The following is a 19,416-nucleotide window of genomic DNA, read 5'->3' as shown; positions in this document are numbered from 1 at the left end:
CGAAGGGGCCCGCCGCCCGGACCGCCGTGTGACGAGCGCGACCACGCCTCCTGGTTTCGGGCCGGTGCGGGCCCGGGGAGAGCCTCCGGCATGACCACAACCGTCAGCGTCTTCACCCTCGGCGGCACCATCTCCGCCCACTCCGGCGGCGGCTCCGCCCGCCTCACCGGCTCCCAGACCCTCGCCGCCGTCCCCGTCCCCGACGACGTCAAGACGGAGCTGCACGACTTCCGCAGGCTCCCGGGCTCCTCCCTGACCCTGGCGGACCTGGCCGCCCTCGCGGAGCGCGTGGACGAGGCCACCGCCGCGGGCCACGGCGTCGTGGTCGTCCAGGGCACCGACACCCTGGAGGAGACGGCCTTCCTGCTCGACGTGGTGTGCGCGCCGCGCGCCCCGATCGTGGTCACCGGCGCGATGCGCCGCCCCGACCTGCCGGGCGCGGACGGCCCGGCGAACCTCGCCGCCGCGCTCGCCGTCGCCGCCGACCCCCGCTGCCGGGGCCTCGGCGTCCTCGTGGTCCTCGCCGACGAGATCCACGCGGCCCGGCACGCGCGCAAGGCGCACACCACCTCCCTCACCACGTTCGTCTCGCCCGGCGCGGGCCCGCTCGGCCGCGTGGTGGAGGGCGTGCCGCGGATCCTGCTGCGCCCCCAGGAGCCCACCGTGGAGCGCCCGCTGCGGCTGGGGAACGCCGCCCGCGTGGCCCTGCTGACCCTCTCCCTGGGCGACGGCGGCGAGCTCCTGGAGGCGGTGGACGACCGCTTCGACGGCCTGGTCGTGGCGGCCTTCGGCGCCGGACACGCACCCCAGTGGCTGGTCGAACCGCTCGCGGCCCGCGCCGCCCGGATGCCCGTCGTCCTCGCCTCGCGCACCGGCGCGGGCCCGCTCCTCAGCGAGACCTACCGCGGCCCCGGCTCCGAGGCCGACCTGCTGTCCCGCGGCCTGATCTCCGCGGGCGCCCTCGACGCGCCCAAGGCCCGCCTGCTGCTCCACGCCCTCCTCGCGGACGGCGCGGACCGCCCGGCCGTCGAGACGGCGTTCCGCCGCCTGGACGGGAGCGGTGCCTAGCCGAGCTGCTCCGGCGTCACCGTCAGCCACCGCTTGTCCGCGGTCACGGGCTGCCCCAACTCCCTTTGCCGCGCCGCGTTCTTCCGCTTCATCTCGTCCAGCTGCTCCATGTAGCCGTCCTTGCGGTTGACCCACACGCGTACGCCCCCGTGCCGCACGTCCGCCGAGTGGAAGAGCATCGGCCCGTCGCTCGACGGCGTGTCCCCGGCCACGAGGACGGGCTTCTTCCACTCGTCGATGTACGTGGAGATCGCCGCGGGCTTGCCCTGGTACCAGGTCAGCGGCGCCCACAGGTTCGGCGTCAGCTCGTAGCGGGCGAGCCGCGCCCGGTCCTCCGGCCCGAAGCGGCCCTCGGCGATCTCCTTGCGGGAGCTGGTGACGCGGCCGGTCCGCGGGTCCTTGAGCTGGAGGCCGACGCCGATGACGTTGCGCGGCTTCACCCCGTACCCGTACTTCGGGTCGGCGAGCACCATCCGCACCAGGTCCTCGCTCGCGGCGCTCACCACGTACACCTCGATCCCGTGCGCGCGCAGGGACGTGTACAGCTCGCGCATGCCGGGGGAGAACTCGGGGCGGTGGACCTCGGTCCGCGTCACCTTCCCGTTCTCGTAGTACGTCGCCGGGATCGGCCTGTCGTACGCGAGCAGTTCGTCGACGTACCCCTTGAGCCGCTTCAGCGTGAAGCCGGCGAAGATCTGCGCGGCCCACGGGTAGCAGACCTGGTCGTCGACCTCGCAGAGGCGGGTGTAGTAGCTGTAGAGGCTCTCCTGGTGCGTGGCCGTGTCCTTGAACGGGATGACCTTCAGGGACGGGGCCATCGACTTCCGGGTCAGGACGCCCTTCATCTCCAGGAACGGAAGCAGCGCCTCCTCCAGGTCGTTGCGGTACGTCGTGTTGTCCGCGTCGAAGACGGCGTACGCGCCGTTGTGCGCGTTCTCGGCGATGACCTCGCCGAGCTCGGCGGCCACCGGCTTCGGCCAGTGCGCGAGCCGGACGGGCGCGGCCGACGGGCTCGCCGTGGCCGCGTCCGCGCCCGGCCACAGCACACCGCCCGCGAACACCGCCGCGGCGAGCGCCCCCGCGAGTCCGAGGGCCGCCCGCTTGGTCCTGCTTCGTGCTCGTACAGCCATGGTGTCCGTTCCTCGGATCCTCGGAGGTGACGCGCCGCCCGGTGCGGAGCGGCGGGCCATGCTACGAGCGCGCGCAGCCGATTCCCATGATCGATGTCACGGTGCGTGGCGGGCGTGGGACGCGGCGGAGCGGGTAGGCGCGGCGGCGCCCGCGAGGCCGTGCCCGGCGCCCGCGAGGCCGTGCCCGGCGCCCGCGAAGCCGTGCCCGGCGCCCCGCGCGTGGTCACAATGGACGCATGGACACCGCCCGCCGCGAGTTCGTCCGCCCCCCGCTCCCGCCGGAGCAGGGCGGCAAGGTCGTGTCCGCCGTGGGCTACCGCACGAGCGGCGAGGCGCCGGGCCTGCACCGCGGCCTGCCGTCGCCGTATCTGACGCTGATCTTCTCGCTCGACGGGCCCGTCGTCACCGGCTCCACCGCCGAGCAGGCCACCGGGCCCGACGCCGTGCGCACCGACATCGTCGTGGGCGGGCTGCACCAGAGCCCGGCGTACGTCGTGCAGCCCGAGCACCAGGCGGGCATCCAGCTCGCCGTGCACCCGCTCGCGGCCCGCTCGCTCCTCGGCCTCCCGGCCGCCGAGCTGACGGGACGGCTCGTCACCGACGGCACGGACGTCCTCGGCCGGATCGCCGCCGACGTCCGCGAGCGGCTGTGCGAGGCCGACGGCTGGGACGAGCGGTTCGCCTGCCTCAACGCCTACTTGGCGCGCCGCGCCGCCGACGCCGGGCGCCTCGCCCCGGTGCGCCCCGAGGTCGCCGAGGCCTGGGCCTGGCTCGCCCGGCACCGGGGCGCGGGCACCCTGCGGGGCCTGGCCGCGCACGTCGCGCTCAGCGAACGCCGCCTGACGGCCCTGTTCCGCGCCGAGACCGGCGTGCCGCCCAAGCAGGCCGCCCGCCTGATGCGCTTCCAGCACGCGAAGGCGCGGGTCGTGCGCGCGGTCGTCGCGGGCGCGCCCGCCGACCTCGCCCGCGTCGCCGCCGACTGCGGCTACTACGACCACTCCCACCTGGTGCGCGACTTCCGCCAGTACACGGGCGCGAGCCCGAGCGCCTGGCTGGCCGAGGAGTGCCGGAATATCCAAGCCGGGGGGCACCGCGACGGCGAAGACTGAGGGACATGAACACCAACGAAGCGGTACAGAGCACTCGGACCACCCCGAACCTCCGCGCCCCCGACGTCTGGCCCACCTTCCAGGCCCACGACGCCCCCGCCCTCATCGACTTCCTCGTCACCACCGTCGGCTTCCTGCGCACCGCCGTGTACGAGGACGGCGGCCGCGTCGCCCACGCCCAGCTCGACTGGCCCGAGGGCGGCGGCGTCATGCTCGGCTCCTACGACCCGCGGTCGGCCGAGTGGTGCCTCAAGCCGGGGACGTTCGGCGCGTACGTCGTCACGGATCACGTCGACGCCCTCCACCGCCGCCTCAAGGAGGCGGGCGTGAAGGTCATCCGCGAGATAGAGGACCAGCCGTACGGCAGCCGCGAGTTCGCTGTCGCGGACCCGGAGGGCAACAAGTGGTCCTTCGGCACCTACCGCGGCGAACCACGCCCCGAGCAGGGGTGACGTCCTCCCGGCCCGCGGCGGGGTGATAGCTTGCGCACGCCAGTCGCGCCCGTACCCGGGCCAGGGAATCCGGTGGGAATCCGGAACTGACGCGCAGCGGTGAGGGGGACGGGCGGGACCAGCGGCCACTGGATGTCACGGACATCCGGGAAGGCGGCCCCGCCCGGACGAACCCGAGTCCGAAGACCTGCTGGCACCGCCGACCGCGCGCCGGGCGGCGGGGTTTCGCAGACCAGGCTCCGCGCATGAGCCATGAGACCCGGGAAGTCCTGTGCCCCCTCTTGCCCCTCGCGCACGCCGCGCGGCCGCCCGTCCCCGCAGCGCCGCCCCCGGTGCCCGCACCGCCCCCGGGCCGCGTCTGACCGCGCTGCTCGCGGCGGGCGGCCTGCTCCTGCTCACCGCCTGCGGCGGCGGCTCCGCGCAGCGGCAGGACGCCGGTGCCAAGGCCGCGGGCTACCCGGTGACGGTCACCTCCTGCGGCCAGAAGGCCGAGGTCACGGCCCCGCCGAAGCGGGCGGTCTCCCTCGACCAGGGCTCCACGGAGATCCTGCTCTCCCTCGGCCTCGCCGACCGCATGGCCGGCACCGGCACCTGGACCGACCCGGTCCTGCCCCGCCTGAAGAAGCAGAACGCGAAGGTCGAGCGCCTCGCCGACCGCTACCCGTCCCTGGAGAAGGTCCTCTCCAAGGAGCCGGACTTCGTCAGCGCGTCGTTCCTCTACACCGTCGGCAAGGGCGGCGTCGCCGACCGCGCCAAGTTCACCGAGCTCGGCGTCCCCGTCTACGTCTCGCCCACCGACTGCGCGGGCAAGGACAACGGCGGCGACGGCGACGGCACCCGCACCAAGACGCTCACCATGGACACCGTCTACGGCGAGATCCGCGACCTGGCCCGGGTCTTCCACGTCCAGGCGCGCGGCGAGCGCCTCGTCGCGGACCTCAAGTCCCGCGTGACCAGGGCGAAGCGGACGCTCAAGGCGTCCGACGCGTCCGTCCTGTACTGGTTCTCCGACTCCAAGGCGCCCTACATCGCGGGCTGCTGCGGCGCGCCCGGCGTCATCACCCGCGCCCTCGGCGTCCGCAACGTCTTCGCCGACACGCGCGCCGAGTGGCCCCAGATCAACTGGGAGACCGTGGCCGACCGCGACCCGGACGTCCTCGTCATCGGCGACCTCACCCGCAAGGCCCAGTCGGCCGAGAGCGCCCGCCAGAAGATCAGGTTCCTGGAGTCCAACCCCGTCACCAAGAACCTCACGGCCGTGAAGAAGAAGCGGTACGTGCTGCTCAGCGGCCAGGCCCTCAACCCGACGATCCGCACGGTCGACGGCATCGAGCAAGTCGCGGCGGGGCTGCGCGCGTTCGGCCTGGCGCGGTGAGCACGGCCGCACGCGAGCGGGCCCGCGGCGGCCCGCGCCTCCGGTCCGGCGCCTGGCGCACGGCCCTGCTGTGGGCGGCGGGCCTGGTGGCGCTCCCGCTCTCGGTGGCCGTCGCCGTCACCATCGGCCCGGCCGACATCTCCGTACCGGACGTCTGGGCGGCGGTGGCCGCCCACCTCGGCTGGGGCGAGGCCCGGCTCACCCCGCTGCGCGACGGCATCGTGTGGAACCTGCGCATGCCGCGCACCCTGCTCGCGGGCGTCTGCGGGGCGGGCCTCGCCGTGTGCGGCGCGGTCCTCCAGTCGCTCCTGCGCAATCCGCTCGCCGACCCCTTCGTCCTCGGGGTGTCCTCCGGGGCGTCCACGGGCGCGGTGGCGGTGGTGGTCCTCGGGGTCGGCGGGGGAGCGGTGTCGGTCTCCGGCGGGGCCTTCGCCGGGGCCCTGTGCGCGTTCGGCTTCGTGCTGCTCCTCAGCCAGGCCCTGGGCGCCACCACGGACCGCGTGGTCCTGTCCGGCGTCGCGGCCATGCAGCTCTTCTCCTCCCTCACCTCCTTCGTCATCCTGACGGCCGCGGACGCGGAGACGACGCGCGGCGTCCTGTTCTGGCTGCTCGGCTCGTTGAGCGGCGCGGACTGGACGGACGTGGCGGTGTGCGCGGCGGTCCTCGCCGTGGCCCTGGTGATCTGTCTGTCCCAGGCCCACACCCTCGACGCGTTCGCCTTCGGCCAGGACGCGGCGGCCGCCCTGGGCGTGCACGTCACCCGGGTCCGGCTGCTCCTGCTGTGCACCACGGCCCTGCTCACGGCGGCCCTGGTCAGCGCGGCCGGGGCCATCGGCTTCGTCGGCCTGACCCTGCCGCACGCGGCCCGTGTGCTCGTCGGTCCGCGCCACGCCCGCCTGCTGCCGGTGACGGCCCTGACGGGCGCGGTGTTCCTCATCTGGGTGGACACCCTGGCCCGTACGCTCCTGGACCCGCAGGAGGTGCCGGTCGGGGTGGTCACGTCGCTGATCGGCGTCCCCGCGTTCGTGGCGGTCCTCTACCGCACGAGGAGGGTCGGATGAGCGCGGCGGAGTCGCGGGCGGAGCCTTCGGCAGGTTCTTCGACGGAGCCTTCGGCGGGCCTTCCGGGGGAGCTTTCGGCAGGTCCCGCGGAGGGCGGCGCGGGCCTCAGCGCGGACCGGGTCTCCCGGGCCGCGGGCGGGCGCCTCATCGTCGACGGCGTCACCCTGGCCCCGCGGCCGGGCACGGTGGTCGGCCTCCTGGGCCCCAACGGCTCCGGGAAGTCCACGCTCCTGCGCCTCCTCGCGGGCGTCCTGGCCCCCACCGCCGGGGCGGTCACCCTCGACGGCGAGCCGCTGCGCGACCTGGGCCGCCGCGCGGTCGCCCGCCGTCTCGCCCTGGTGGAGCAACAGGCGGACACCCAGGTCGACCTGACGGTGCGGGACGTCGTACGCCTGGGCCGGGTGCCGCACCGCCGCGCCTGGGCGCCGTCGACCACAGAGGACGAGCGGGCCGTGGCGGAGGCCCTGGCCCGCACGGGCCTGTCCGGCCGCGCGGACCAGCCCTGGCACACCCTCTCCGGCGGCGAACGCCAGCGCTCCCACATCGCCCGGGCCCTGGCCCAGTCCCCCCGCGAGCTCCTCCTCGACGAGCCCACCAACCACCTGGACATCCACCACCAGCTGGACCTCCTCGCCCTGGTGGCCGCCCTCCCCGTCACCACGGTGATCGCCCTGCACGACCTCAACCTGGCGGCGATGTTCTGCGACGAGATCCTGGTCCTGAAGGAGGGGAGGGCGCACGCGCACGGCACGCCGGTGGAGGTCATCACCGAGCCCCTCATCGCGGAGGTCTACGGCGTCCGCGCCCGGGTCACCCCGCCCGCCGCGCCCCAGGACCACCCCACCGTCACCTTCCTGCGGCCGTCGGACCCGCCGCCCGCGCTCCTCGGATGACTGCGCCTCCCGACGCCGAGGTCCCCCTCGACGTCCCCCTCGACGCGCTCGCGCACCTGCGCGGACAGGGGCAGGGCTGGACAGCCGCGCCCCTGTCGTAACAGAATCAGTTTCGACAGCGGAGCCGAGCGAACCGAGCGACCGGAGGGCCCGTGAGCGCCAACAGCCGCATGACCGTGGCCACGCACGCGCTGACGTGGATGGCCCTGGTCTGCCCCAAGCGGCCCGACGGCATCGTGACGTCCGACGAGATCGCCGCCAGCGTCAACACCAACCCGGTCGTCATCCGCCGCACGCTCGGCGGGCTGCGCGACGCGGGCCTCGTCGTGTCGCAGCGCGGCCAGGGCGCGGGCTGGCGCCTCGCCCGCGAGCCCGGTGCGATCACGCTCCGGGACGTCTACCTCGCGGTCGAGCCCGACCCGCTCCTCGCCCTCCACGCCTCCGCCCCCAACCGGAAGTGCCCCGTGGGGCGCGGCATTCCGCCGGTCCTGCGCGGCGCGTACGACCGTGCGGAGGAGGCGATGAAGGCCGAACTGGCCGCGGTCACCGTCGCCGACGTGCTCAAGGAGACGGTCGCCTGACCCTGCCGAACGGGCCGGTCCGAGCGGACCGGCCTTTCTTGCACCCTGTGTCGTAACAGGTTCAGTTACATCGAGCGCTCGCACGGACGCCCCCGGCGCCCGGCGCCCCGGCGCGCCCCTCGCATCCACCGCAGGCACCGCACCCGTGGTGCCCCCACACCCACCGGAGGTCCCGCCCCCGTGTACCGATCACTCCTCGTCCTCGCCGCCGGAATGTTCGCCATCGGCACCGACAGCTTCGTCATCGCCGGGATCCTGCCGGACGCGGCCGACTCGCTCGGCGTGTCCGTGGGCACCGCGGGCTGGCTCCTGACCGCCTACGCCTTCACCTACGCCGTACTGGGGCCCGTGATGGCCGCGTGCACCGCGCGCAGGGCCCGGCGGCCGCTGTTCCTCGCCGGGTTCGCCGTCTTCACCGCGGGCAACCTCCTGACCGCCTTCGTCCCCGACTTCGGCGTGGCCCTGGCCGGCCGGGCGCTCGCCGGGTTCGGCGGGGCGATGGTCACCCCGGCGGCCGTCGCGGCGGCCGCGGCCCTCGCCCCGCCCGAGCGGCGCGGCCGGGCCATCGCCACCGTGATGACGGGCCTCAGCGCGGCGACGGCCCTCGGCTCGCCCCTCGGCACGGCGATCGGCAGCGTCACCGGCAACTGGCGCCTCACCATGGTCTTCGTATCGGCCCTCGGGGTCCTCGCCGCCGCGGCCGTCGCGCTGCTGCTCCCCACGATCCCCACGCCCCCGGCGGTCCCGCTGCGCACGCGCCTCGCCCCGCTCGCCGACCGCCGCATCGGCCTCACCCTCCTCACCACGCTCCTCGTCTACACCGGCCTCTACACGGTCTACTCCTTCATCAGCGAGAGCCTCGACCGCGCGACGGACGGCAGCGGCACCACCCTGGCGGTGCTGCTCTTCGTCTGGGGCCTGGCCGCCACCGCGGGCACGCTCGGCTCGGGCGGCCTGGTCGACCGCTTCGGCGGCCGCCGCGTCATCAACACCGCGACAGCCGTGGCGGCGGTCGACTTCGCCCTCCTGCCGTGGACGAGCGCCCATCTCGCGTCCACCGTCGTGGCGTTGCTCGTCTGGGGCGTGTGCGGCTGGGGCCTCCTGGCCCCGCAGACCCACCGCCTGATCACCGCCCTGCCGACCGCGGCTCCCCTGCTGACGGGGCTGGCCTCGGCCATGGTCTACGTAGGCGTCTCGGCGGCCCCCCTGGTCGGCCAGGCGGGCATGGCCTGGGCGGGTCCCCACTGGCTCGGGCCCGTCGGCGCGGCCTTCATCGCCCTCGGCCTCGTCGCGGCGGAGGCGGCCCACGCCGTCATCGCCCGTGCAGGGCGCCACGCGGCCGCCGCCCCCGGGGCGCGGGCCGCGCAGGGCGCGCGGAGCTGACGGCCCGGCGGCGACCGGCGGCCGGGGCGCGGTGGGCCGACGGGGTCACCACGTCTCGGCCGCCCCGGCCGTGGGGGAGGAGGGCCCGGCCCGCCGGCCGGCGAGGGCCTTCAGGGCGAGCAGCGGGAAGGCCAGGACGGAGAGCATGGCCGCGCCGACCAGGGCGGCGGCCTCGCCCGCGCCCAGGACGCCGTCGTCGGTGCCGATCGCGGTGATGGCCGCGACGAGCGGCAGACAGGTCGAGGAGTACAGGGTGAGCGCGGCGCGTTCGCGCCGGGACAGGTCGCGCGGGGCGAGCAGCCACGTCGGTCCCCCGCGCACCAGGAGGAACAGCAGGAAGAAGACCGGCAGGAGGGCGAGCGGACGGCCCCCGTGCAGCAGGGCGGAGAGGTCGAAGCCGATGCCGGTGACGACGAAGAAGACCGGGACCAGGAAGCCGAACCCCATCGCCTCGATCCTGCCGAGGACCTCCGCGCCCGCCTCGGGGTCCGCGCCCCGCAGGACGAGCCGGGTGAGCAGCCCGGCGGCGAACGCGCCGAGGAGCGTGTCGAGGCCGAACGCGGCGGACAGACCGAGCATCGAGGCCAGCAGCAGCATCACGTACCGCACGGCGAACTGGCCGCTGGAGTGCAGGGTCTTGGCGACGACGCGGGTGAACCACCAAGGGCGCGGGCGCAGCGCCCAGAAGACGGCGACGGCCGTGATCGCGGCGAAGGCGACGAGCAGCGCGGTCGCGACGCCGGGTCTGCGGCCGCTCAGCAGCAGCGAGACCGCGATGACCGGCCCGAACTCGCCGACCGCCCCGAACGCCATCACCACGGTGCCGAACCGGCCGCGCAGCAGGTCCGCGTCGCGCAGCATCGGCAGGACGGCGCCGAGCGCGGTGCTGGTCAGCGCGGTGCCGATGACGAAGCTCTTGGTGGCCTGCGCACCGGTCAGGGCGAAGGCCATGCCGAGCGCCACGGCGAGCGACACGGTCCAGGCCCCGACGGAGCGGCGCAGCGTGTCCCCGCGGACGGCGGCGAACTCGATCTCGTACCCGGCCAGGAAGATCAGCATCGAGAGTCCCAGATCGGACAGTGTGTCGATGACGGCGTCGGGGTGGGCGAGGCCGAGCACGTCCGGGCCGATCAGGATGCCGAGCGCGATCTCGAAGAGGGCCACGGGGACGGTGAGCCGACGCCCGACCGCGTACGCGAGGAGCGGGGCGAGCACCGCCATGGCCATGATCAGGATCAGTGTCCCGGGATGCGACATGCGTATTGACTAGCACAAATGCGGGCAAAACGATCACTGGCGGCGCGGCCGCCATCGGGTGCGCGGGCCGGCGCGGGCCGACGCGGGGCGATGCTCTTCGCCCGGGGACGCGTTCCGGGCCAACCGCTCGGCAGGAGCACCCGTTCCGGCGGCGCTCCGGCGGTGGGCGGCCGATACGTGGATGACACATGTTCGCGGGCCGCCGGATGCACGACCCTGACCGGTTGGATGCGCGCTCCGCCAAGGCTGGGAGGCGTGCGGGGACCACCGCACGTGCCGGGCTGCGGAGAGGTGCTTGCGGTGAGGGGTCGTCGGGTGCGGGACGTCGGGGCTGTGTGCGGGGCCGCCGGGCTGCTGGCCGTCGTCGGGGTCGGCGGGTGGTTCGGGCTCTCCGGGAGCGAGGACGGCGGGGCCAAGGCGTCGTACGGGACCGCCGCGGTCGCCGAGCGGCTCGACCTGCCGTGGCCCCGGGAGGGGCAGACGAGCGTCGCGGTGGAGGGCCTCGGCGGCCTCGGCCGCGCGGGCGGCCACGAGCCCGTGCCGATCGCGAGCGTCACCAAGGTCATGACCGCGTACGTGATCCTGAAGGAGCATCCGCTCGCGCGCGGCGAGCAGGGGCCGCGGATCACGGTCGACACGGCCGCCGCCGAGGAGTCCCACTCGCTCAGCGAGTCGACGGCCCCGCTCCGCGAAGGACGGCGGCACACCCAGCGCCAGCTCCTCGAACTGTTGCTGCTGCCCTCCGGCAACAACGTCGCCCGGCTGCTGGCCCGCTGGGACGCCGGGAGCGAGAAGGCGTTCGTCGCGAAGATGAACCGCGCCGCCGCCCGGCTCGGCATGAGCCGTACGACGTACACCGGTGCCAGCGGCTTCGAGGCCAGCACCACGAGCACCGCCGACGACCAGCTCAAGCTCGCCCGGCAGGCGATGAGGGAGCCCGTGCTGCGGGCGGTGGTGGCGCTGCGCAGCACGAAGGTGCCGGGGGTGCCCGGCACCGTCACCAACACCAACCGCCTCCTCGACGAGCCCGGGGTGATCGGGCTCAAGACCGGGTCGAGCACGCCCGCGGGCGGCAACCTCATGTGGGCCGCGGAAGTGACCTCCGGCGCGCGGCGGCACCTCGTCCTCGGGGTCGTCCTGGGCCAGCGCGCCCACACCAACCCCGCGGAGGGCCTGGACGCCGCCCTGGAGAAGAGCGGCGCGCTGATCGAGGCGGTGCGGACGGGCCTTCCCGCCGCGCTGCGCGACGGTGAGCGGGTGCGGACATGACCGTGCTGCCGGAACACGCCGATGACCGGGCGCAGGCGCCTGCCGCGGGCGGGGCCGAGCCATCTGCGACAGGCGGGGCCGAGCCGCCCGCGACAGGCGGGGGCCAGCTGCCCGCGACAGGTGGAGCCGAGCCGTCCGCGACAGGTGTGGCTGAGCGGCCCGGACGCGCCGACTCCCAGGCCGGAAGCGAACGTTCCGCAGAGGTCGGTCGGCTCGTCACCACACGGTTCGGTCGGCTCGTCACCACACGTTTCGGTCGGCTCGTCACCGCACGGCCTGGTTGGCTCGCCACCGCACGGTCCGGTCGGCATGTCACCGCACGGTCCGGTTGGCTCGTCACCACGCTCGCCGTGCTCGTCGCGCTGCTCATGCTCGGGCACTCGCTCGTGCCCAACGCCCTCGGGAACGCGGGCAGCCTGCTGGAGACCTTCCTGCCCTGGCTCGGCGTGAGCGTGCCCGTCCTGCTGGCGGCGGCCCTGCTGCGCCGGTCCGTCGTGGCCTGCGCCGCCGTCGCGCTCACGGCCCTCGTCTGGTGCTCCCTGTTCGCCGGTACGGTGCTCGACAAGAGCTCCGGGGGCGGGGACCTGTCCGTGGTCAGCCACAACGTCCACGACGGCAACCCCGACCCGCGGCGCACCGCCCGCGACCTCGCCGCCTCGGGCGCCGACGTCATCGCCCTGCAGGAGCTGACCTCGCGCACCGCCCCGGTGTACGAGCGGACGCTGGCCTCCGCCTATCCGTACCACGCGGTACGGGAGTCCGTCGGGCTGTGGAGCAAGCGCCCGCTCCGTGCCGCGGAGCCCCTCGCGATCATGCCGTGGACCCGCGCCCTGCGGGCCACCGTCGACACCCCCAAGGGGCCGCTCGCCGTGTACGTCGCCCATCTCGCGTCCATCCGTGTGCACCCGAGCAGCGGATTCGCCACGGAGAAGCGCAACGAGGCGGGCGCGCGGCTCGCCGGGTTCGTACGCGAGGAGAGGCTGCCCCGGGTCGTCGTGGTGGGCGACCTCAACGGCACCACCGACGACCGCGCGCTGCGGCCGCTGACCTCGCGGCTCAGGTCGGCGCAGGAGGAGGCGGGGCAGGGCTTCGGGTTCAGCTGGCCCGCCGCCTTCCCGGTGGTCCGGCTCGACCAGATCCTCGCGCGGGGGGTCACGCCGGTGTCGGCCTGGACCCTGCCGCGCACGGGAAGCGACCACCTGCCGGTCGCGGCGTCCTTCCGGCTGTGACGGGGGAGCGCGCATGAGGACCACGCCCGCGTACGCCGGGACCTCCGCCGAGGCGAGCGGTCGATCAACACCGCGGCCACGATCTAGGGTGACGTGATGGGACAGAACCGTGGCGGCGGCTCCGCCAGTGTCCGCATCCTGCTGGTCGAGGACGACGAGACGATCCGCAGGTCCGTCGGCATGGTCCTGGAGCGCTACGGCTACGAGGTGTCCGCCGCGCCGGACGGGCTGACGGGCCTGGAGGCGTTCCGGGACGGGCGCCACGACCTGCTGCTGCTCGACGTGATGCTGCCGTTCCTCGACGGGATCGGGCTGTGCCGCAGGATCCGGGAGACGAGCCAGGCCCCGATCCTGATGATGTCCGCCCGGGGCGACGCGCTGGACGTGGTGGCCGGACTCGAAGCGGGCGCCGACGACTACGTCGTGAAGCCCGTCGACACCACGGTCCTGGTGGCGCGCATCCGCATGCTGCTGCGCCGGGCCACGTTCGCCGAGGCCGCGCCCGAGGCGGCCGACGAGGGCGGGGTGCTCGCCTTCCGGGACCTCACCGTCGACACCCGGGGCCTCGAAGTGCGCGTCGACGGACGCCTGGTGGCGCTCACCCCCACCGAACTGCGTCTGCTCCTCGAATTCGTGGCCGCGCCCGGGGTCGTCCTGGAACGGCAGCGGCTGCTGCGCACCGTGTGGGACTACGGCTGGGAGGGCGACAGCCGGGTCGTCGACCTGGCGGTGCAGCGGCTGCGCAAGAAGATCGGCGCCGATCACATCGAGACCGCGCGCGGCTTCGGCTACCGGTTCCGGCGCTGACGTGGGACGTGACACGGGTCGCGAGGGCCGCGCGCTGCTGCGTTTCGCCGACCCCCGCTCGCTGCGCTGGAAGATCGCCGCCGGGGTCGCCGCCGCGGCCTGCGCGATGGCCGTCGGCATCGGGCTGCTGGTGCACCAGCGCACCGAGGAGCGCGGCCTTGGCATCGGCCGCGCCGCGGCGATGCGCGAACTGGACCTGGCCAAGGCCGACTTCCGGGGCGAGCGGCCCACGCGCGACCCCCGGGAGCGCTCGGACTACGTCCTCGGCGACGAGGTGCCCGACCCGCTGCGTGACCGGCTGGACTCCTCGACCTCCACCATCGTGACCTGGTACGACACCCGCAAGCCGCTCCAAGGGCCCAGCATGTGGGCGGCCGAACGCGTCGACGGCACCGTGATCGCCGTCAGTACCAGCATGCTCGGCGAGCAGCTCAGCCTGGAAGCCCTCGACCGGCACATCCGCTACGCGGCCATCGCCACGCTCGCCGTCGTCGTCCCCCTTACGCTCCTGGCCGCCGAACTGGTCGTACGACGCCTGCGGCGCGTCGCGGGGACGGCCCGCCGCATCCGCCACGGCGACCTCGACGCGCGTACCGAAGGCCGCGGCCACGACGAGATCAGCGAGATCTCCTCGGCCGTGGACCACATGGCGGACGCGCTCCAGGAGCGGCTGCGGAGCGAGCAGCGCTTCACCGCGGACGTCGCCCACGAGCTGCGCACACCGCTGACCGGCCTGGTCACCTCGGCCTCGCTGCTGCCCGAGAGCGAGGCCACCGACCTGGTCCGCGACCGGGTGCGGGTGCTGCGCGGCCTGGTGGACGACCTCCTGGAGATCTCGCGCCTGGACGCGGGCGCGGAGCGGGCCGACGTCCAGCCGGTGCCGCTCGGCGAACTGGTGACGGAGTCCGTGCGCAGGGCGGGCCTGGCGGAACACGTCACCGTCACCGTCGTCGGACACCCCGTGGCCGAGACCGATCCGCGCCGGCTCGACCGCGTCGTCACCAACCTGGTCCTCAACGCCCACCGCCACGGCGGGGCCCCGGTGGAGGTCACCGTCGACGGCACGACCGTCGTCGTCCGCGACCACGGCCCCGGCTTCCCCGAGGACCTGCTCCGCCACGGCCCGCGGCGCTTCCACACCGCCGCCGCCGAACGCGGACACGGCCACGGCCTGGGCCTCACCATCGCCTTCGGCCACGCCCGCGTCCTCAACGCCCACCTCACCCTGACGAACGCCACCCCCCAGGGCGCCACCGCCACCCTGACGCTCCCCCAGCCTCCCTCGACGCCACCCCGCCCCACCCACAACGAAGGCCGCCACCCCTAGGCGACGGCCCTCCACACCGAGCCCGACATCAGGCCAGGCCTCTTTAGATGTCGAAGTACAGCGGATACATCAGCACCGCAGCCCAGCTCCGCCCCTCACCCGGGCGCCACGAAGTACGCGCTCGCCGCCGTTAGCGACAGCAGACGAGGATCCCGCCCAGGCAATGGATTTCGAATGCCCCATGCCGTGCGATGTGTTCGTCCACGATGGTGCGGGCCCGCTCGACCACGGCTGTGAAGGGCACGTCGTGCTGGTCTGCCCACGCCTGATACGAGGCCATGTGCGCAACCACGGGTCCGGCGTCGCGAACTGTGATGGTGCCGGGCAGTTCGATCGTCTCGACGCGGCCGAACTCCTCGCCGAGGAAGAACGGCGCCTTCTCCAGTGAGAACCGGGCGCTGAGCGAAATGCGAGCGGGCCCGCGGCCGGTGCCGAGGACGTCACCGGCCGCGCGCATCCACAACTCGTCCAGCTCGGCCTTGTCGCGGTCGCTGTTGGTGGAGGCGATCAGCAGGCCGTCGGAGGTGACGACGCGGGAGAGTTCGCGCACCGCCTGGGCGATGTCCGGGGCGTGGTAGAGCATGTGCAGTGCCAGAGCGGCGTTCACGCTCGCCGTCCCCAGAGGGAGCCTCGCCACGTCCGCCACCGTGACCGCGCCGGGTACGTCGGCGAGGATGCCGGGGGCGATGTCCAGGCCCAGAAGTTCCAGATCGGGTCGGTCCTGGCGCAGACGCTTGATGAACCTGCCGTTCCCACAGCCGACATCGACGACCCGCCCGCGCACGGTGCTCAGATGTTCCGTGACCATGCCAGGAAGGTCGTAGCGGGGCTTCTGCCATTGGTAGAGAGACTGGCGGGCGGCCAGGTCCCGGTCACCGTTGTACGCACTCTTGGAGAGGCGGTCGCGGTCGGTCACCGCGGCGTCGTGGGCGGCGGAGAGTTCAGTCACGTCGGCAGCTCCGGAGGACGGGCGGCGGGGGAGGCCACGAGGACGGCCGTGTGCTGGATGCGCTCGCGCAGTTGGGCCACCTGCGCAGCTCCACCGTACTGCCGCCCGCCCAGCTCCCGTCCGAGATCGACCAACCGCCGCACGATGCTCGCCGACACCCGTTCCACAGGCGCCTTGAGCACGAAGCCGACCATCGCCTCCGTGCCGTCGAGGTCATCCAAGAGCATGTGGCCACGGGCGAGATCGAGGTGGGCGGCGAAGAGGTCACCGACCGACTGGTCGTCGGCCTCGGCGCCGCGGTAGAGCCGGATCGCCGTGCCCGCGCTGGTGATGGCCTGCCGCACATGGCCACGACCGCCGATGGCCAGATGCGTCGTCCCGGCATACGCGAACTGCTTGGCGGCGGGGAAGGCGAAGACTCCTGGAGCGTCGTCGTGCCCGAGCATCCCGTCGCGTGAGGACTCCGCGTCCGCCAGGGCGATTGTGGCGCCCGCCTTGTCGCCCGCTATCGCCAGTGAACGCGCCTCCAGGCTCGCAAGGCGGGCGCCAATGCTTCCTCCTGCTCGGTGCTGACGCCCCGCCTGAGCGAGCCAGGCGGCCTGCTCGTAGCGCCCGGTCCAGTAGGCGATCAGCGATTCCACCGCCCGCACCCAGGCCAGCATCCCCTCGTGTCCGGCGGCCTCGGCGCACGCGCGGGCGGTGCGGGCATGGGTGGCTGCCGAGTCGTAGTGCCCCAGATCCAGGCAGACGTGGGCGCACAGCCCGCACAGTCGTGCGGCGGAGACGTACAAGTCGCTGGTCTGCCGAGGCCGTTGGCGCCCACGCAGCAGGTCGAAGACGCCGTCCCGTAGCTGCTTGATCTCGGCGTAGAACTCCAGCAGAGGGTGGCTGACGTACGAGCGCGCGAGTCGCGCCACGTCGGCCTCCAACTGCTCGACGACCACCTCGTCGGCGTTGCGCTGCGTGATGAACCTGGCGAACTCGGCCGACGACGAGGCGTCCTCCGACACGGCGCCGGTCACGGACCGTACGGCAGGGCTCGGAACCGGCAGACCATGCAGGCCCTCCACACCGTCCCCATCCCTGTCACCACGACGCCGCTTGGTGAGCGCGACAGCGCGGTCGAGGACACCGACGTCGACCGCGAAGACCCGAGCCAAGTGGCTTCGGGTGTACGGGACCGGGATGCGCGCCTCACGCTCGTAGCGCCCGATCTCCTTGCCGGTCATGGCGGCACGGCCCTCTCGGGCGTTGTACTCGTCGGCGACCTTCTGCTGGGACCACCCACGACCTTTGCGCAGACCGAGGAGCAAGGCACCGATACCCGTGTCGCCCATCCCGTCTCCCCGGAGCATGCGGATCCTGGCCCCCATAGTGGCCCCCTGCTTGGCCCCCGCGCTGGCTCCCGACCCGAACGAGCGACGGCGGTTGGCTGTTGGGCATGCTCAACAAACCACGCGATGAGCCGAATACCGACGAGCCGGATCACACCGCAGGTGCCACGGTGCAGCGCGCGATGCTCTTCGCCCGGCGCAAGCTCACCGCACGCGCCGCCCGCGAGTTCATCGCCGAGGCCCTTACCCAGTGGGGCTGCGGCGAACGCCTCGACGACGTCCGTCTCTGCACGCCGGAACTCGTCAGCCTGCTCCTCGTGCCACAGCTGCCCCGCAGCCCGTACGAGACGTCCGCGATCATCGAGCAGCGCATGCGCGCCGTCGCGACCTCGCTCGGCCTCGGCCCCGCCACAGCACCACCACCCGACATCGGGCCGCGCCTGCGCCCTCTCACCCCGACCGACGTCGCCCTGCGCTTCAACGGAACTCCGTACCGCAAGCGCATACCCGCAGGCAGACCCTGGAGCCTACTTCTTCGCCAGCGCGCCCCGGCCGCCCTCGTGCTGGGCCTCGACGCCCTCTCGCATGCCGCCGCACCCGCTGAGATCGACGCCTAGCTCGACCGCGCCTCGCTCCAGCGACGGCTCCTCTTCGGCCACACCTGGACCGAATGAACTGCTCCCCGACGCAAGGGAATCCGCCGTGACAGTGCACCCCGTCTCGCCGAACACCGTGCTCGCCAACGCCCTCCACCACGCCGAGGACGTCCTGACCCCGCGCATCATGGCCGACCCACCGGAACGGATCGTGCTGGTCGTCGGCACCCAGATCAACGGCGCCCCGCACCTCGGCACCTCACTGATCCAGTCCCTCGCCTTCGCCGTGGCCGCCCGCCTCCGCACCCGCTTCGACCTGCCGATGGAAGTCCTCTTCAGCGCCCTCGACAATGCCCCCTACGACCTGACCACCGACCCGGCGACCGGCCACCGCTACCAGCGCGCCTACGCCCAGGTCCTCGGCGCCCAAGCTCTCACCGACCTCGTCGCCGCCCTGTACGAGCCCCTGTTCACCGCGCTGTCCCGGCGCCTGGGCATCCCGTACCGCGTCGAGACGTACACACAGCAGCAGGCGGGCGAGCACTTCCGCCGCACCTGGTTACGGATCCTGCCGCGCATCGACGCCGCCCGCTGGTGGCTCGCCCCCTCGACGGGCACCCCGCACATTCGCGTTCCGTGCCCGCATCTCGGATGCGGCTGGGCGGAGAAGTACGCCGAGCGCACGCAGGTGTACGCCAGCAGCCCGGAGGCCGCCACGGTGACCGCTGTGTGCCTGCGCCACGGCCCCTATGAGACGACCATCAAGCCCACCGCAGGCGCGTATCTGGACCTGGCCACCCTGTACCGCAACCTCGTCAAAGAACTCGCCCTGTCCAGCCCACGCGACACGCTCCACGTCATGGTCAAGGGCGGCGACTGGGTCTTCGGCTCCCACCCCGTTGACGGAGCCCTCCAGGCAGCCGGCCTCACACGAGCCCAGCTCCCAGCCCGACTCTTCTGCCCCCAGATCGTCACCGACACCGGCGCGAAGCTGTCCAAGTCCCTGATCCGCGAGGGCCACGCACCCTTGCCCGACGGCGCCACCGACTGGATGCTCGACACCCGGCAGTGGCCCGGCTCGTTGCCCGAGTACGCCAAGCAACTGCTCGACCTGACCGAGACCCTGCTGTCCGACCCCCGCCACTTCTTCCGCTCGTACTCAGCTGCCGAGATCGGCCGCATGATGACGACACCAGCGCCCAGGAGCGTCCCCACCCCATGACCGACACCACCGCCCGCGTCCACGAACTCAACCTCTACCGCAAGTACTTCGACCTCGTGGCCGCGGGCACCAAGACGATCGAGGTGCGGGTGAAATACCCGCACCTGGAGGACCTCGCCGCAGGCGACACCATCCGCTTCCGCATCAAGGGCACCGACGAGACCTGCGAAGTCCACGTCCTGCGCGTCACCGAGTACGAGACGTTCGAAGCGCTCCTCGACGGCGAAGGCCCGGCCAACGTCAACCCCCGTGCGAGCCGCGACGAACAGCTGGCCAACATCCGCTCCATCTACGACCCCGAGAAGGAAGCCCTCGGCGCCTTGGCCATTGAGATCAAGCGCGTGGTGGCTGACCAGGCATGACGTCGGACCGCA

General features: G+C 73.5%; 19 protein-coding genes and 1 riboswitch. Of the genes, 15 read left to right on the top strand and 4 right to left on the bottom strand.

Annotated elements, in window-relative coordinates; all coding sequences use genetic code 11:
• The first annotated feature begins 90 nt into the window (after positions 1-90).
• Complete coding sequence (locus C9F11_RS12470) at positions 91-1,068, top strand: asparaginase (protein ID WP_138959353.1); 978 nt, start codon at positions 91-93, stop codon at positions 1,066-1,068.
• Here the strand turns inward: C9F11_RS12470 and C9F11_RS12465 are convergent.
• The gene (locus tag C9F11_RS12465; RefSeq protein WP_138959352.1) at positions 1,065-2,198 is read right to left on the bottom strand and encodes an HAD family hydrolase; all 1,134 of its coding nucleotides are present in this window, start codon (positions 2,196-2,198) and stop codon (positions 1,065-1,067) included. The genes C9F11_RS12470 and C9F11_RS12465 overlap by 4 nt on opposite strands.
• A 236-nt stretch (positions 2,199-2,434) precedes the next feature.
• Between C9F11_RS12465 and C9F11_RS12460 the strand changes: the two genes are divergently transcribed.
• The 7 genes from C9F11_RS12460 (at position 2,435) to C9F11_RS12430 (ending at position 9,052) form a co-directional block, all read left to right on the top strand.
• Positions 2,435-3,307, top strand: coding sequence for a helix-turn-helix domain-containing protein (locus tag C9F11_RS12460; RefSeq protein WP_138959351.1), 873 nt, complete (start codon positions 2,435-2,437; stop codon positions 3,305-3,307).
• Positions 3,308-3,312: 5 nt separating this feature from the next.
• Positions 3,313-3,759: a VOC family protein gene (locus C9F11_RS12455; RefSeq protein ID WP_138959350.1), complete on the top strand. Its 447-nt coding sequence runs from the start codon at positions 3,313-3,315 to the stop codon at positions 3,757-3,759.
• 23 nt (positions 3,760-3,782) lie between these two features.
• A riboswitch (cobalamin riboswitch) is annotated at positions 3,783-3,969 on the top strand.
• Positions 3,970-4,117: 148 nt separating this feature from the next.
• The gene (locus C9F11_RS12450) at positions 4,118-5,134 is read left to right on the top strand and encodes an ABC transporter substrate-binding protein (protein ID WP_138966385.1); all 1,017 of its coding nucleotides are present in this window, start codon (positions 4,118-4,120) and stop codon (positions 5,132-5,134) included.
• A 65-nt stretch (positions 5,135-5,199) separates the two neighbouring features.
• Positions 5,200-6,195 carry an iron chelate uptake ABC transporter family permease subunit gene (locus tag C9F11_RS12445; protein ID WP_249402168.1) on the top strand — a complete coding sequence of 332 codons (996 nt, stop codon included), beginning with the start codon at positions 5,200-5,202 and terminating at the stop codon, positions 6,193-6,195.
• On the top strand, positions 6,192-7,088 hold the full coding sequence (locus tag C9F11_RS12440) for an ABC transporter ATP-binding protein (RefSeq protein WP_138959348.1): 897 nt from the start codon (positions 6,192-6,194) through the stop codon (positions 7,086-7,088). Before C9F11_RS12445 ends, C9F11_RS12440 begins: the two co-directional genes overlap by 4 nt.
• A gap of 152 nt (positions 7,089-7,240) precedes the next feature.
• Positions 7,241-7,669 carry an Rrf2 family transcriptional regulator gene (locus C9F11_RS12435; RefSeq protein ID WP_138959347.1) on the top strand — a complete coding sequence of 143 codons (429 nt, stop codon included), beginning with the start codon at positions 7,241-7,243 and terminating at the stop codon, positions 7,667-7,669.
• Between the two features lie 180 nt (positions 7,670-7,849).
• Positions 7,850-9,052, top strand: coding sequence for an MFS transporter (locus C9F11_RS12430; protein ID WP_138959346.1), 1,203 nt, complete (start codon positions 7,850-7,852; stop codon positions 9,050-9,052).
• Between the two features lie 45 nt (positions 9,053-9,097).
• Here the strand turns inward: C9F11_RS12430 and C9F11_RS12425 are convergent, their stop codons facing one another.
• Positions 9,098-10,309, bottom strand: coding sequence for a cation:proton antiporter (locus C9F11_RS12425; protein ID WP_138959345.1), 1,212 nt, complete (start codon positions 10,307-10,309; stop codon positions 9,098-9,100).
• 300 nt (positions 10,310-10,609) lie between these two features.
• Here C9F11_RS12425 and C9F11_RS12420 point away from each other — a divergent pair, with 300 nt between their 5' ends.
• From C9F11_RS12420 to C9F11_RS12405, 4 genes are all read left to right on the top strand, one after another.
• The gene (locus C9F11_RS12420; protein WP_249401700.1) at positions 10,610-11,578 is read left to right on the top strand and encodes a serine hydrolase; all 969 of its coding nucleotides are present in this window, start codon (positions 10,610-10,612) and stop codon (positions 11,576-11,578) included.
• 350 nt (positions 11,579-11,928) lie between these two features.
• A complete protein-coding gene (locus tag C9F11_RS12415) occupies positions 11,929-12,807 on the top strand; it encodes an endonuclease/exonuclease/phosphatase family protein (protein ID WP_249401699.1) in 879 nt (292 codons plus the stop codon).
• Between the two features lie 96 nt (positions 12,808-12,903).
• The gene (cseB, locus tag C9F11_RS12410) at positions 12,904-13,614 is read left to right on the top strand and encodes a two-component system response regulator CseB (protein WP_138959342.1); all 711 of its coding nucleotides are present in this window, start codon (positions 12,904-12,906) and stop codon (positions 13,612-13,614) included.
• A gap of 1 nt (position 13,615) precedes the next feature.
• Positions 13,616-14,941: a HAMP domain-containing sensor histidine kinase gene (locus tag C9F11_RS12405; protein WP_249401698.1), complete on the top strand. Its 1,326-nt coding sequence runs from the start codon at positions 13,616-13,618 to the stop codon at positions 14,939-14,941.
• A gap of 130 nt (positions 14,942-15,071) precedes the next feature.
• On the opposite strand, the gene C9F11_RS12400 is transcribed toward C9F11_RS12405, so the two are convergent.
• Positions 15,072-15,890, bottom strand: coding sequence for a class I SAM-dependent methyltransferase (locus tag C9F11_RS12400; protein WP_138959341.1), 819 nt, complete (start codon positions 15,888-15,890; stop codon positions 15,072-15,074).
• On the bottom strand, positions 15,887-17,227 hold the full coding sequence (locus C9F11_RS12395; RefSeq protein WP_138959340.1) for an XRE family transcriptional regulator: 1,341 nt from the start codon (positions 17,225-17,227) through the stop codon (positions 15,887-15,889). The genes C9F11_RS12400 and C9F11_RS12395 overlap by 4 nt, the downstream gene beginning before the upstream one ends.
• Positions 17,228-17,331: 104 nt before the next feature.
• Here C9F11_RS12395 and C9F11_RS48590 point away from each other — a divergent pair, with 104 nt between their 5' ends.
• The 3 genes from C9F11_RS48590 (at position 17,332) to C9F11_RS12380 (ending at position 19,404) form a co-directional block, all read left to right on the top strand.
• The gene (locus tag C9F11_RS48590) at positions 17,332-17,841 is read left to right on the top strand and encodes a hypothetical protein (protein ID WP_249401697.1); all 510 of its coding nucleotides are present in this window, start codon (positions 17,332-17,334) and stop codon (positions 17,839-17,841) included.
• Between the two features lie 85 nt (positions 17,842-17,926).
• On the top strand, positions 17,927-19,042 hold the full coding sequence (locus C9F11_RS12385) for a hypothetical protein (RefSeq protein WP_138959339.1): 1,116 nt from the start codon (positions 17,927-17,929) through the stop codon (positions 19,040-19,042).
• Entirely contained in the window at positions 19,039-19,404 is a 366-nt protein-coding gene (locus tag C9F11_RS12380; RefSeq protein WP_138959338.1) for an ASCH domain-containing protein, read from the top strand. The genes C9F11_RS12385 and C9F11_RS12380 overlap by 4 nt, the downstream gene beginning before the upstream one ends.
• The last annotated feature ends 12 nt before the right edge of the window (positions 19,405-19,416 follow it).

It is taken from the genome of Streptomyces sp. YIM 121038 (assembly GCF_006088715.1).
GTDB lineage: Bacteria > Actinomycetota > Actinomycetes > Streptomycetales > Streptomycetaceae > Streptomyces.
Note: the sequence above shows the minus strand (reverse complement) of the source record. Positions and strands in the feature narration are given on the sequence as shown.

Excerpts from the sequence above, each read along its gene's own strand:
- C9F11_RS12460 (WP_138959351.1), top strand. The coding sequence starts at position 2,435 with ATGGACACCGCCCGCCGCGAGTTCGTCCGCCCCCCGCTCCCGCCGGAG.
- C9F11_RS12455 (WP_138959350.1), top strand. The coding sequence starts at position 3,313 with ATGAACACCAACGAAGCGGTACAGAGCACTCGGACCACCCCGAACCTC.
- C9F11_RS12470 (WP_138959353.1), top strand. The coding sequence starts at position 91 with ATGACCACAACCGTCAGCGTCTTCACCCTCGGCGGCACCATCTCCGCC.
- C9F11_RS12425 (WP_138959345.1), bottom strand. The coding sequence starts at position 10,309 with ATGTCGCATCCCGGGACACTGATCCTGATCATGGCCATGGCGGTGCTC.
- C9F11_RS12380 (WP_138959338.1), top strand. The coding sequence starts at position 19,039 with ATGACCGACACCACCGCCCGCGTCCACGAACTCAACCTCTACCGCAAG.
- cseB (WP_138959342.1), top strand. The coding sequence starts at position 12,904 with ATGGGACAGAACCGTGGCGGCGGCTCCGCCAGTGTCCGCATCCTGCTG.
- C9F11_RS12465 (WP_138959352.1), bottom strand. The coding sequence starts at position 2,198 with ATGGCTGTACGAGCACGAAGCAGGACCAAGCGGGCGGCCCTCGGACTC.
- C9F11_RS48590 (WP_249401697.1), top strand. The coding sequence starts at position 17,332 with ATGCTCAACAAACCACGCGATGAGCCGAATACCGACGAGCCGGATCAC.
- C9F11_RS12395 (WP_138959340.1), bottom strand. The coding sequence starts at position 17,227 with ATGGGCGACACGGGTATCGGTGCCTTGCTCCTCGGTCTGCGCAAAGGT.
- C9F11_RS12440 (WP_138959348.1), top strand. The coding sequence starts at position 6,192 with ATGAGCGCGGCGGAGTCGCGGGCGGAGCCTTCGGCAGGTTCTTCGACG.